10 protein-coding genes are annotated in these 14,130 nt (G+C 27.5%); 5 read left to right on the forward strand and 5 right to left on the reverse strand.

Annotated elements, in window-relative coordinates; all coding sequences use genetic code 11:
- Positions 1–49: 49 nt before the first annotated feature.
- The 3 genes from SJY27_RS06400 to SJY27_RS06410 form a co-directional block, all read right to left on the reverse strand.
- Positions 50–2,836 carry an SH3 domain-containing protein gene (locus SJY27_RS06400; protein ID WP_397447425.1) on the reverse strand — a complete coding sequence of 929 codons (2,787 nt, stop codon included), beginning with the start codon at positions 2,834–2,836 and terminating at the stop codon, positions 50–52.
- Positions 2,829–3,554 carry a PP2C family protein-serine/threonine phosphatase gene (locus SJY27_RS06405; RefSeq protein ID WP_397447426.1) on the reverse strand — a complete coding sequence of 242 codons (726 nt, stop codon included), beginning with the start codon at positions 3,552–3,554 and terminating at the stop codon, positions 2,829–2,831. The genes SJY27_RS06400 and SJY27_RS06405 overlap by 8 nt, the downstream gene beginning before the upstream one ends.
- A gap of 304 nt (positions 3,555–3,858) precedes the next feature.
- Positions 3,859–4,674, reverse strand: coding sequence for a 2OG-Fe(II) oxygenase (locus tag SJY27_RS06410; protein ID WP_397447427.1), 816 nt, complete (start codon positions 4,672–4,674; stop codon positions 3,859–3,861).
- 175 nt (positions 4,675–4,849) lie between these two features.
- Here SJY27_RS06410 and SJY27_RS06415 point away from each other — a divergent pair, with 175 nt between their 5' ends.
- Entirely contained in the window at positions 4,850–5,926 is a 1,077-nt protein-coding gene (locus SJY27_RS06415) for a glycosyltransferase (RefSeq protein WP_397447428.1), read from the forward strand.
- Between the two features lie 43 nt (positions 5,927–5,969).
- On the opposite strand, the gene SJY27_RS06420 is transcribed toward SJY27_RS06415, so the two are convergent.
- Both SJY27_RS06420 and SJY27_RS06425 read right to left on the reverse strand, forming a co-directional pair.
- Positions 5,970–6,851 (reverse strand): glycosyltransferase family 2 protein, encoded by an 882-nt coding sequence (locus SJY27_RS06420; protein ID WP_397447429.1) that lies wholly within the window; start codon positions 6,849–6,851, stop codon positions 5,970–5,972.
- A complete protein-coding gene (locus SJY27_RS06425; protein WP_397447430.1) occupies positions 6,851–7,537 on the reverse strand; it encodes a cell division ATP-binding protein FtsE in 687 nt (228 codons plus the stop codon). Before SJY27_RS06425 ends, SJY27_RS06420 begins: the two co-directional genes overlap by 1 nt.
- A gap of 161 nt (positions 7,538–7,698) precedes the next feature.
- On the opposite strand from SJY27_RS06425, the gene SJY27_RS06430 reads away from it, so the two are divergent.
- The 4 genes from SJY27_RS06430 to SJY27_RS06445 all read left to right on the forward strand — a co-directional run bounded on the left by SJY27_RS06430 (position 7,699) and on the right by SJY27_RS06445 (position 14,100).
- Positions 7,699–10,734 (forward strand): tetratricopeptide repeat protein, encoded by a 3,036-nt coding sequence (locus SJY27_RS06430; RefSeq protein WP_397447431.1) that lies wholly within the window; start codon positions 7,699–7,701, stop codon positions 10,732–10,734.
- Positions 10,734–12,503, forward strand: a complete 1,770-nt coding sequence (locus tag SJY27_RS06435; RefSeq protein WP_397447432.1) for a hypothetical protein — start codon at positions 10,734–10,736, stop codon at positions 12,501–12,503. Before SJY27_RS06430 ends, SJY27_RS06435 begins: the two co-directional genes overlap by 1 nt.
- A gap of 84 nt (positions 12,504–12,587) precedes the next feature.
- On the forward strand, positions 12,588–13,304 hold the full coding sequence (locus SJY27_RS06440; protein WP_397447433.1) for a hypothetical protein: 717 nt from the start codon (positions 12,588–12,590) through the stop codon (positions 13,302–13,304).
- A gap of 37 nt (positions 13,305–13,341) precedes the next feature.
- The gene (locus SJY27_RS06445) at positions 13,342–14,100 is read left to right on the forward strand and encodes a hypothetical protein (protein WP_397447434.1); all 759 of its coding nucleotides are present in this window, start codon (positions 13,342–13,344) and stop codon (positions 14,098–14,100) included.
- Positions 14,101–14,130: the final 30 nt, after the last annotated feature.

Consider the following 14,130-nt stretch of genomic DNA (forward strand, 5'->3'; position numbering starts at 1 on the left):
TCCATAGACTATTAAGTGACAAAAAACATCACTTAACAAAGTAACTAATCTATTTTAATGATTTACTATTTTTAGAAACAAACTCAAAGCTAACAATTACTCTAGAAACATAGCCATATTTATCATCTCCATATTTAATTTTATACCAACCTGAAGCATTGTCTTTTTCTATAATATAAATTTTTTCGCCTTTATACAAAACAGCTACAACCTTTGTTTTGGTTGATGTACCACTTCTAACGTTTCCTGCTGGATTAGCTTTTATATACCCATAACGATTTACGCTGGTTGCGTTTTTAGAAGGTTGAATAAATTCTTGTTCAGCCTTATTGAAATAATTTTCTACATAAGGAATAGCTTTGAAAACAAATAAAGTTAGCAACAGAATGGCTATAAAAATAACAATTTGGCGCCAGTAAACAATTGAATATCTTTTTACTGAATCCCAAACAATTTTTCTTTCCAAGCTTTTTTCATTTTCTGCAGATATGGCTACAATATTATGTTTTGTTTTTGTTTCCTTAATAAATTTGTTTGCAATACTGCCAAACGATGCAAATCGTTTTCTTTTTATGGTATAATTACCATTTTTTTCAGATGTTAAAATGTATTCTTTGGTAATATTGTATTCACTTAAATAATTAGTTAACGATTTATAATACTGATATTTAATGTTATAAATTCTATTTTTATCAAAATGTAAACCAATAAATTCTATCTTAGATTCAACTTTATCTTTTAGTATTTCAAAAACAAAATCTCTGTGCTCTAAACTTGTTAATCCTGGCTTATTTTTTTTCTTTAAAAACCAATTTTTTTCCGCCTTAAAATATGCATTATCGAATTCACTTTCATTTATAATGCTAAATAGGCCTAATTGTTCTAACGTTTCGCAGGTATCATTTTTGTAATAAAAGCTTCTATTTTCTTTAAAATCATCAAAAAGATTCAAAAGTTTAGCTTGGCTTTCCTCTATTTCTGTAATGTTAATTGCTTTAATTACCTCACTTTTAAGGTCTTCAAAATTAGATGTATTAATTAATAACCCAGCATAAAATTTTGTAAGTAAAGCCTGTAATAGTGTATATAATTGACCTTCAGCCTTTTTTAGAAGTACTTTTAAAGAAAATTCTAACTGAAATAAAATAAAACGGATTTTCTCTAAACTTAAGGATTGCCACGATTCGTCTAATTCATTAATAAGATAAATCATCTTTTTATTGATAAGACCATCTTCTAAATCTATGATTTTATCTTTTGTTATTTGTATGCTTTTGGCTGGCAAAAGGAACCTTATTAAGGCTTGTTCACTATAATCAATCTGTTCTTGTTGTTTTACATTATAAGTAAGGTCAGAATTTATGTTTTGTTCTATAGTCTTAATCATATTTGTAAAACTATCTCTAAAATCTCTACTATATTCAATATCTAAAAAGCGCTGTAACTCCACTAAGGTAGCACTATCATTAAATATTTGATTGTACCATAATTCATCTTCTTTTGCCTTTTCTAATTGCCAATAACTATGTTGTTCTACAAATGTTATCAGTTGTTCTTCTGAGGTTACAATTACATTATTTTTTAAACGTAGATTTAATAAATTTGCTTTATTTAAATATTTAATTTCTAAATAATCATCTTCTTTTGCAATCCATTTTTCAACCTCTTTTTCTCCCCATCTATTTTTTCTTACGTTTAACGTTAAGCCTTCTATTAACTTATTTATCCTCTCGAAGTTCGGATTAAAATCAATTAACTTCATAGAACTATCTCCCCTTTCTACAATTTGCTCAAACAAAAGATTATCTATCTTTTTAAAATTTCCTTTTACTGTAAATTTTTCAGGATACAAAAGGTGAAGCAATATCATTCCAAAAGAATAGTAATCGTTTTTATCAGAAACGAGGCCTCTAGCTTGTTCTGGAGCCAGATAAAAGTTAGAGCCTTTTACTGTAGCTGTTTTTATCACTTCTTTAGTTTCTTGAATGTCATAAGCTTTTGCAGAACCATAATCACCAATAATTAAATCGTTTTGCGCTTCATCTAAATAAAAAATATTACCTGGCTTTAAATCGCAATGATATATTTTTTGAGAATGTAAATGTTTAATCCCTTCAAATATTTTTGGAATAACCGCAGTTTCTATAAAATCTGGAGTATATTTTTGTTTAAAATTAGTTACATCTAATAAATCTCCACCTTCAGCAAATTCCGAAATTTCAAAACAATAATTATCTTTATATTTTTCGAATCCTACTCCGTAATCAAATAGTTTTAAAATATTTTTATTAGGATTTGTTTTAATGCGCTCAAGAGTTTCTGCGTTTGGCTCTTGTTTTTCATCAACAAATTCAAAATAGAGTTTTAAGACAAAAATACGATTTAAGGAATTTTGTATTTTATAAATAACAGCTTCTCCTGTTCCTTCAGAAATAATTTCTAAAATTGTATATTTTATCTCTTTAAGTAAAACAACATCTCCAATACCTAAGTTATGATTCAACGTTTTTAAATCATTTGAAGAACTGCTTGTATTTGAATTATATGCGCTTGTAGAATCATCAAACTCATCTACATATACTGCTGTAGCATTTTCATGATCCGCATATACAATAGTAGCATCTAAATTAGTTTCTGAATAAGTAGCCGTTTTTTCTAAATCGTCATTAAAAGCGCTGTATTTGTAGACATTAAGTTGCTTTTTTATCTTATCAAAATCATAAGCAGATATCTTAGTTTTAGATGTAATAAGAGTACTCGATTGCAGTATTTTTTGCAACTCTTGTAAAGATATACGATATTCCTCTACAATACTCTGAGCAGTAATACTATGCATAAGCTTCAATTAATATTACACTTACATTATCTTCTGCTTCATTTTCTAAAACCATTTCTAAAATTCTTTCTGTTTTAGTTTGCAACGTTTTTGTAGCGCTTAAAATAGATTTTAATTGTTTTGTTTTTATCGCTTTAAAAAGTCCATCAGAACAAATTAAAAACTTATCTAATGTTTTTATTTCTTCCAAACATATTGTATTATCCAAATTTAAGTAGTTTTCTTGTCCTCCAAAATAACTGGTAATTGGACTGTTTTTTATTTTAGGATTTAATACCTGATCATTGGTGATTTTAATAAAAGAATCATTACGTAAAAGCCAAATTTCTGAATCGCCTGAGTGAAAAACCTTTAATGTTGCGTTCTGATAAGTAAGACCAGATAATGTGGTTGCACTTCCTAAAAGGTTTTGATTTTTTTTAGTAATATCAATTAAATTTTCATTTACTTTTTTTAGATATTCTTCATTGATTTTATCAAATGCATTTAACTCGTAATCATTTATACTTTCTAAAACATACTTAGAGGCAAATTCTCCTGCTTTATTACCTCCAACACCATCTGCTACAAAACAACTTAAAAAACATTGATTGTTTTTATTTATAAAACCATTATTAGAAATCTGTCCATTTACAAGAATACAATCTTGGTTATTTCTTCTAATTTTACCAGCATCAGAAAAAGCTGAGATATTAAATTTATTTAGAATACTATGCATTTTTTTATAAAGATGATTTTGGTTTATTACTCATACAAATCAGCTAATTTCCTCATATTTCTGTTCAAATAAAGGCATAGAATTTTTTAAATAATCTTTTTTTTCTTTAAAAATATATAAAATTAGACTTAAAAAAAAATCATTACTGCAGAATATAATCAAAATCTCTTTTTGTTAAAAAAATATAAAAATTATAGTTTCATGTAATATTTAAAGAATTTAAGCGTCTAAATATGTAGATAAGAGAAATCTTATCATTCTTTTTCATAGCAATTTTCCCACCTCTCAATGAGAGGTGGGTTTTTTATTTTTTATATTGATGCGGATTTTCTCGAATTCCTTTTTTAAAAACTTTTCGAACTGCACTTCGTAAATGGTTATCAGCTTTCAAAATGAGATCTCTACTTTTTTCTGAGGGTCTAGCTCTAAATGTTGTGATATGAAAATCGTCTGAATGCAACAACGGTTTTTCTGAAAAATAATAATTAGATACACAACAACGCACATCATCAACTAAAACTTTATTTACAGAATGCCAAGATTTTTGATGCGTTGCCATTACTACTAATCTGTTGAATTTACTAATAATTTCAATAGGTTCTCCTTCTAAACCATTTGGCCACAATTCTAAATTTCCTCCATTTTCTAATCTCCAATCTGGAGCCACATAAAACAATAAATTAAAAACACGCCATAATTGACGATTTTTATCATGACTATTATCTAAATGCGGACTTAAATGATTACCCTTTGTCATTAAAGATAGGCCACCAGCATATAAATTTTCATCGGGCAAAATATCTGGTGCATTACAAATTTCTGCAATACAGCTTACTACATTTTCTTCTTGAAAAGCATATATAACCTCTTCTAAAAGAGGATGATATTTATTCATTTGATATGCCACATATTTATTTTCGCGAATATTTTTTCGATGCTTTGTTTCTTCTATTTTCGGAAAATTTTTATGAATTTCTCTTACTAAATCCGAAGGTAACAACTCATCAACATAAAAAAAACCAATCGTATTTTTGTTTAGTAGAAAGCGAGTTTTCAATGCTGATTTTTGCAACGTCAACTTTTCTGTTATTAATATTGCAATTTCTTTTCGGTTAATCATTTTAAATATTTAGCAATTAAAATTTAGATTTACAAGATAATATTAAAAGGAATTAAAACAAGTTTTCATCAATCAAAAAAAAGAAAACACAAATTATTTTATTATAATTAATAAAAAATGCCTTGATTTAAGAGATACTAAATATTAGTTTATATATTGCAAAAAATGTGAATTTTTGAAAAAAATTATTGTTTCTGTAACGAATGATTTGACTACAGACCAACGAGTAGCCAAAGTTTGTAATACCCTTTTTAATGGTGGTTTCGATATTTTATTAGTAGGCAGAACACAAAAAGATAGTTTGCCAATTCAAAGAGATTACCCTACAAAAAGACTCTCACTTTTTTTTAATAAAGGCTTCTTGTTTTATGCAGAATATAACTTTAGATTGTTTTTCTTTTTACTTTTTACTAAAAAAAACATCTTATTATCTAATGATTTAGATACTCTTTTACCAAATTTTTTAATTAGTAAATTACAACGTAAAAAGTTAGTTTATGATAGTCACGAACTTTTTCCTGAAGTGCCAGAATTGATACATAAACCCGTTGTAAAAAAAACTTGGGTAAGCTTAGAAAAATTTATCTTACCAAAACTAAAAAATTGTTACACGGTTTGTAAAAGTATTGCTGATTTTTATGATGAAAAATATCTTACCCATTTTAAGGTCATTAAAAATTATCCTCATTTAACTAATACACAAAAGGGAGTTTTTCCGTTTGACAAAAATCAAAAAAAAATAATTTTATATCAAGGCGCCATTAACGTTGGTAGAGGTTTAGAATTGATGATAGAAACCATGCAACTTTTACCTAATTGTTACTTTGTAATTGTAGGAAAAGGTGATATTGATAAAAAATTAAAACAACTAGTTACAAGCAAAAACATTAATAACGTAAAATTTTTAGGCAAACTTACTCCAGAAACACTCTTAAAAATAACACCACATGCAGACTTAGGTATTAGCTTAGAAGAAGACTTAGGTTTAAATTATAAATTTGCTTTACCAAATAAAATATTTGATTACATACAAGCAGAAGTGCCCATAATAATTTCTGATTTACCCGAAATGAAACATATTGTTTTAGAATATGGAGTTGGAGAAATTGTAAAAAACAGAACACCAGAAAATTTAGCTAATCAAATTAAAGAATTATTAGAAAAAGATTTTTTACATCAACTTAAAAAAGCAAAAAAAGCACTAATTTGGGAACATCAAGAAAAAAAATTACTTTCTATTTTTAAAGAATAATACATTTCTTTTTTTTGATACTATCTAATTTATTTTAAGAATGCTACTTATGATCTTTTGATTTTAAGTAACAGAAGTAACTGACTTTTAAAAGGTTTAAAGCAAAAACTGACGTAAATTTAAAAGTTAAATACTCAAAGAAAGGGTAAAAAAGTCCAACCAGTTTTTGTAATTTAAACGTATACAAAACTTCTGTAAGTTTAAGTAAATCAGTGTCATTATCTGTAATTAAATTATTTTTTTGCAAAATGAATAAATTTTTAATCGCTTTTTTTGTCTTTAAAATAAAAGTTTTATTTTCATCTATTCCTAAATGATAAACTTCGTTCTCAATATGAGCAATATGATATCCTTTTTGCTTTAACTGTATAGAAAACAATGAATCTTCTCTACCATAACTTTTTAATGCTTCTTCAAAAACCACCTCATTAAAAACACTTTTTCTGATTAAAAAATTTGAAGTGAAAAAATATTTATTCGGATGTTTCTGCCTAACATCCACAGTAATTTCTTCTTTCTTTTTACCGTATTTATACCTTAAAAAGCTTTTATTTTTTTTTGTGTTTTCATACAATAATCCACCACAAACTACAGCATTTTTTTTAGTAAAAAAAGCCATATAATTACTAATAAAATAATTGTTTTTAGGTTTAACATCAGCATCTAAAAACAGTAACCAACTAAAATTCGCGTTTTTTACCAATAAATTCCGAATTGCACTTCTACCAATATTTTTATCTAAAGCAACAAATTTTGAATTTTGTAAGTTGTTTATTTTGTTATTCTGAATGTTTATTTCTGATTTTGAGCCATCATCAAAACAAATAATTTCAAAATCAATTTTAGCATGCATCAATTGTTTATGAATGGCTAAAACAAGCGCTAAAGCATTATAATTATATGTAGGTATAAGAACCGAAAGCACTATATTGTTTTTTGTTGTGCAACTTCAAAGAGTACTCCTGCCTCTACTTTTATAGTTTTTTGCCTAAACTTTACAATCAATTGATAATCATGTGTGGCCATTAAAATTGTTTTTCCGCTTTTGTGAATTTCATTTAAAAGCCCCATCACTTCTAAAGAAGTTTTAGGATCTAAATTACCTGTTGGTTCATCTGCTAATATTAATTCTGGGTCATTTAATAAAGCTCTTGCAATGGCAACTCTTTGTTGTTCTCCTCCAGAAAGTTCGAAAGTTTTTTTATAATATTGAGATTGCATGCCCACTTTGTCTAACACTTCGTTAATTTTATTTTTAATTTCTTCTTTGTTTTTCCAGCCAGTAGCTTTTAACACAAACTCTAAATTCCCAAAAACAGTTCTATCACTTAATAATTTAAAATCTTGAAAAACAATACCTATTTTTCTTCTTAAAAACGGAATTTCTTTTTCTTTCAGTTTTTTTAAATCAAAACCTACAATATTGCCTGAGCCTCGTTGCAATTGCAAATCGCCATATAAAGTTTTCATTAAGCTACTTTTTCCACTCCCTGTTTTGCCTATTAAATAATAAAAATCACCTTTATGAATTGATAAATTAACCTTAGACAACACCAAATTATCTCGCTGATAGATATCTGCACTTTCTAAATTTAAAACTGGTTTTTCCATAAAAATAGTCGTTTTTACAAACTTATTAGTTTCTAACGATTTTACCCTCTAAAATTTGAATAATTCTTAGATTTAATCCTAATTATTTTCATTTATTTTTGCCTTATCATCCAACAAATTAAAAAAATATTCGTTTATTAGAATATAATAAATACTATGATATGAAATTTCGTTTTTGCAGAAAACATATTTTATCATTTGCTTTTACAATACTTTGCTTTACCATTTTTGCACAGCAATCTATTATTGATGCAAGTAGAAGAACTGACTTTAATAATGCGTTAAAATTATACAATAATAAAGCGTATAGAGCCGCACAAAAAACCTTTGAAAAAGTAAAAAAAGAGTCTTTACAAAGCTCTAGCTTAAAAGCAGATGCCTCATATTATGATGCCATGTGTGCCGTAAAATTAAACCAAACCAATGCCGATGAAAAAGTATTAACTTTTGTTGATGAGAACCCAACTAGCAATAAAAAAAACAAAGCTTTTTTTAATGTTGGTAATTACTATTTTGCCAATAAAAAAGCAGCGCATGCTTTAAAATGGTATCAAAAAGTAAATACTGATTTATTATCTGAAGAAAACAGAAAAGAACTTAATTTTAAAATGGGTTATGGTTTTTTAGTTGCCAAACGATTGGATTTAGCCAAAGACAAATTCTTACCCTTAATCAATGATGCAAAATACGGAAATGACTCCAGATATTATTATGGCTATATTTCTTATAAATTAGAAGATTATGGTATTGCAGCATCTACACTAAAAGAAATTGCTGATAACACCTCTTACAAAGCAGAAATTTCTTACTACTTACTAGATATTAGTTTTAAATCTGGACAATTTGAGCGTTGTATAAATGTTGGGCAAGAATTATTAAAAACTGCCAAGAAAAAAGATATTTCTGAGATTTCTAAAATTATAGGCGAGAGTTATTTTAACCTAAAAAAGTATGCAGAAGCAATTCCGTTTTTGAAAGCGTATCAAGGCAAACGTAAAAAATGGAATAATACAGATTACTATCAATTAGGATATGCCTATTATAAACAAAACGATTTTGAAAATGCTATTAGTTATTTCAATAAAATTATTTCTCAAAAAAATGAAGTTTCTCAAAATGCTTATTACCATTTAGCTGAATGCTATTTAAATACCGATAAAAAAAGTGAGGCTTTAAATGCGTTTAAAACAGCTAGTGCCATGTCTTTTAACACCAAAATTCAAGAAGATGCTGCTTTAAATTATGCCAAATTAAGCTATGAAGAAGGCAACCCTTTTGAAAGTGTTTCTGATGTTTTACAAAACTATCTAAAGCAATATCCGAACTCAAGTTCTTATAACGAAATTAATGAGTTAGTGGTATCATCTTATATACATCAACAAGATTATCAAGGAGCTTTAAACTACTTGAAAAAGAAAAAATCTGCAGAGAATTCAGCATTAACTTTTGAAGTATCTTTATACAGAGGCATGCAGTTGTTCAGTGAGCAAAAGTTCTCAGAGTCTCTTTCTTATTTTAGTACTTCTCAATCTTCTAATGATGCAGTAATTGCCCAAAAAGGAAAATATTGGGAAGCAGAAACATTATACCAATTAAAAAATTATGGGGCAGCTTTAACCAAATTCATTACACTAAACAACACTTTAAGAACAAGAAATAAAAAAGATTTCCCTTTATTAGGATACAATATTGGTTACACACATTTTAAATTAAAAAACTATGAGAAAGCTGCACAAACTTTTAGTGTTTTCTTAGAAAAAAACAGCCTTGATATTGCTATTGTAGACGATGCCTATATTCGTTTAGCTGATAGTTATTTTGCCACCAAAAATTATGATAAAGCTATTAAAAATTACACTACTGTAATTAACAATAATGGTGCAGAAGCTGATTATGCACAATATCAATTAGGCATGAGTTATGGATTTAGAAATGAAAGTGATGCTAAAATCAAAGCCTTAACTAAAGTAATAAATGATTATGACAATTCTACGTTAAAAGATGACGCTTTATACCAACTAGCAAATACCTACACAAAAATAAAAAACAATCGTAAAGCGCATCAAGCCTATGACCGTTTATTAAGCAAACATCAAAAAAGTGCATTTTTACCTAGGGCTTTAGTACGTCAAGGATTATTGTATTACAACGAAAACAAAAATAAAGAGGCTTTAGAAAAATTTAAACTTACAGTGCGTAAATTCCCAAATTCTACAGATGCTTTAGAGGCCGTAAGAAATGCAAAAAACATTTATATAGATGAAGACAATTTAAATGATTATGTAGCTTGGACCAAAACCTTAAAATTTGTAAATGTTTCTGATAGCGAACTCGAAAATTCAACGTTCTCAATAGCAGAACGCAAATACTTTGAGGGTAAAAATAGTAGTGCTATACTAAGTTTAAAAAAGTATTTAAAAAGTTTTCCTGAAGGACAAAACAGTCTAAAAGCCAATTATTATCTGGCTGATATTTTATTTAAAGAAAAATTATTTACAGAAGCTGTTGTACACTATAAGCTAGTTTTAGATGCTGGCCAGAGTGAATTTAGTGAAGATTCTCTTGCTAAATTATCGCAAATTTATCTACAAGAAGAGTTTTTTGCTGAAGCTATACCTTTTTTAATAAAATTAGAAAAAGAAGCTTATTCAAAAGAAAACATTTTGTTTGCGCAAAGTAATTTAATGAAAGCCTACACTATAAAAGAAGCTTATACTGCATCAATTGAGTATGCCAAAAAGATTTTAACAAAAAACAAGTTAGATAAAAACCTACGCTTAGATGCCAAAAAAACCATTGCCAGATCTTCATTTATTACTAAAGATTTAGAAGTAGCTGAATCTTATTATTCAGAAGTTGAGCAAGAAGCCACAGGCGAATTAAAAGCGGAAGCTTTATACTATAGTGCATACTTTAAAAATGCCAACAATGAGTACGAAGCTTCTACAAAAGTAGTACAAGAATTAATTGCAAATTATTCTGCTTACAAATATTGGGGTGTAAAAAGTTATGTAATTATGGCTAAAAATTATTACAATTTGCAAGATGCGTATCAAGCCACTTTTATTTTAGAAAATGTTATTAAAAACTTTACCCAGTTTGATGATATTGTAAAAGATGCTCAAATAGAACTGGATAAGATAAAAACCAACGAAGCCAAAACCAATAATTCTGTAACTCCTCAAAATAAAAATTAATGAAAAAAGGTGTTCTTATATTTTTAATTTTCTTTGGTTTTTTTAGCAGTATTGCTCAAGAAAAAAAACCAGTTAGTGCAAAAGATACTGTTAAAACAGAGGTAGTAGAGGTAATTACAACTTACAACCCAGAAATTGCTGATGCTAATAAAATTAATAAAAACCCGGTAATACAATTATCTGATAAAAACAAAAAGAAAAAATTAAACTATACTATTTTTTCTGCTCCTGTTGCATCTACCTTTATTCCAAAAAGCGGTGTTGTAAAAGGTATTGATGTAGGTGTAAAAGAACGTATGTATAATAATTATGCTGCAGTTGGCTTTGGCAATTACAAAACTACTTATGCAGAAGTTTACATTCATAATTATACTCGTTTTCAGAGCGAATATGGAATTTCATCAAAATACCAAGTTTCTCAAAACAATATAAACAATACTTTGTTAGATAGTAATTTTTCAAACTTTTTTGCCGCTCTTTTTTACAAACGAGAAGAACGCTATTTTGATTGGAAAATAGCTCTAAATACCGAACTAAATAGTTATAACTGGTATGGTTTAGAAAAAAACATCTTTGTACCCAATATTATAGATAATATTGAAGAAAATCAAAAATACAACTATTTCAATGCCATTGGTGAAATTGATTTTCTTGATGCATATTTAGATAAAAGTGTTCTTTCAGTGGCTTATTTTACAGATGATTACAATAGTAGTGAATTTCTCATCAACCTAAATACCGATTTTGATTTTCCTCTTGATTTTATCAGCAGGCGATTAAATAATCTAGACGTAAAAACAGGTTTAGAATATTTAGAAGGTAATTTTGCAACAGATTATAACAATGAAAACGAGCTAAATTATTCCATTTTTACAGCAAATATAAATCCACAATATTCAGATACTTTTGGTGGTTTAAATGTACGTATTGGAGCTAAATTATTTGCTTCTTTTGATGCCGAAAATAGTGCAAATCACTTTTTAGTATATCCAGACGTAAAGTTGCAACAAGCTATAATTAAAGAAAAATTAAATATTTATACTGGTGTTTTTGGCGATTTTCATACCAATACCTACAAAAATTTTACGGATGATAATCAGTTTATTTCTCCAACACAATTTATCACACAAACTTCAGAAAAATACAATGTCTTTTTGGGCTTTAATGGAGTAATTGGTAACGATTTTAGTTTTAATATTTCTACCAGCCTAAAAGAAGAACAAGATAAAGCATTGTTTATCAGAAATAATTCAAAATCTAGTGGTGTAAACAGTAACATTAATGGAATTCCTTTACAAGGCTATGAATACGGAAATTCGTTTTCTATACTATATGATGATGTTAAAACAACCTCGGTTTTCGCAGAATTAGAATACGATTTAACGAAAAGAATTGTACTTGCTACTAATTTTCAATTTGATAGTTTTACCATGCAAACAGAATCTGAAGCTTGGAATTTACCAACAATTCAAGCTGGTTTTACTGGCAAATACAAAAGCAATAAATGGTATGCAACCACTAACATTTTTTATGTTGGCGAACGCAAAGATGTTTTGTACCCTACCGCTTTTCCATCTAATGTAAAAACAACACAAACACTTGATGCTTTTGTAGATGTAAATATAAATGGTGGTTATCATTTTAATGACAAATTTTCAACGTTTTTACGATTAAATAATATTTTAAATACAGATTACGAACGTTTTGCCAACTTTACTGTACAAGGTTTTCAAATTTTAGGAGGTATCACATATAAGTTTGACTTTTAAAAACTACCATTTAACGATACAAAAACATCAAATTATCTAAAAAAGGAAGTACTGAAAATCACTTTTTGCTTATATTTACAGCCTATGCTGTATTATTTGCTGATTGCTTTTCAAGCCTTTTGTATATTTCACGTATACAAAACCAAAAATGATTATTATTGGTATATTGTTATATTTTTTCTACCATTAATTGGTGGTGCTGTTTATTTATTTACAAAAATATTAAATAAAAAAAATTTAGACGATACACTTAATACTATAACTGCTGTAGTTAACCCTACCAAAAAAATTAAAGATTTAGAACAAAAACTTTCTTTCTCAGAAACTTTTCAAAATAAAATTAATCTTGCTGATGCGCATTTAGAAAATAATAATTTTAAAAGCGCAATTGAATTTTATGAAAAAGCTTTACAAGGCAAATACCAGCAGCATCCTTACACCATAAACAAACTACTAAAGTGTTATTTTAAAATTGAAAACTTTAAAAAAGTAATTCAATATGCTAGCAAAATAGATATCGAAAAAACGTTTAGAGATTCTTTATGTTTTTATGCCATAGCTTTAGAAAAATGTAATCTTATAGATGAAGCTGAAGTTCAATTTAAAAAAGTAGACAAACGATATTCAAATTATCCTGAACGTTTAGAATTATCTCGATTTTTAATTAGAAGAGATCAAAAAGAAGCTGCAAAATCTGTTTTGAACGATGTGATTACAGAAATCAATAACATGATTGAAACAAATCAACGTAAATATAAATACATCTATAAGGAATCTAAGCTATTAATGCGTGACATTTAGATTTTTAAAAATCATATTTCACTTCTTCATCACAGTAATGCTAACAGTTCTCACCCAAATTGGTGGGATAATTTACATCATTTCATTATTATTTTTTCGAGAAAACACATCAAAATACAACATTAAAAGACTAGTTTTCTTTTTTGTATTTTATGGTTTTACTACATTTCTAATTGTACCAAATATTACGCCTTTGCTAGGCAGAGTGAAGATTGATGACAATCAAAACCTAAAAGCACACCATATTTTTACTAAAATTTGCAACAGAAATTACACAACTGTTCAAATGAAAACCGTTTTACAAGAGGTATCTACTAAACTCAAAGTAGAATTTAAAAATATTAAATTAATTTATTTAGATGCCAATTTCCCTTTTTTTGATGGCTTTCCTCTATTACCACACCTTAGTCATAATGATGGTAAAAAAATAGATCTCTCATTTATTTATGAAGATACAAATGGCCATTTAACCAATTTAAAGCCCGCTAATAGCGGTTATGGTGTTTTTGAAGAACCTCTACAAAATGAATTACATCAAACCAATATTTGTAAACAAAAAGGATATTGGCAATATGATTTTACGAAATACATCACTTTTGGAGCTAATATCAATTTAAAACTTTCTACTAAGGCTACAAAAAGACTCATTGAAATACTATCCGAAAATAAAGCTGTTCATAAAATTTTTATTGAACCCCATTTAAAAAGTAGATTTCAAGTACAAAGTTCCAAAATAAGATTCCATGGATGCAAAGCTGTAAGACATGATGACCATATTCATTTTCAAATACTGTAAATTGTCATCTCGTTTTTGTAATTTTATCAA

The organism is Polaribacter sp. R77954 (assembly GCF_044595335.1).
In the GTDB taxonomy this organism is placed as follows: domain Bacteria; phylum Bacteroidota; class Bacteroidia; order Flavobacteriales; family Flavobacteriaceae; genus Polaribacter.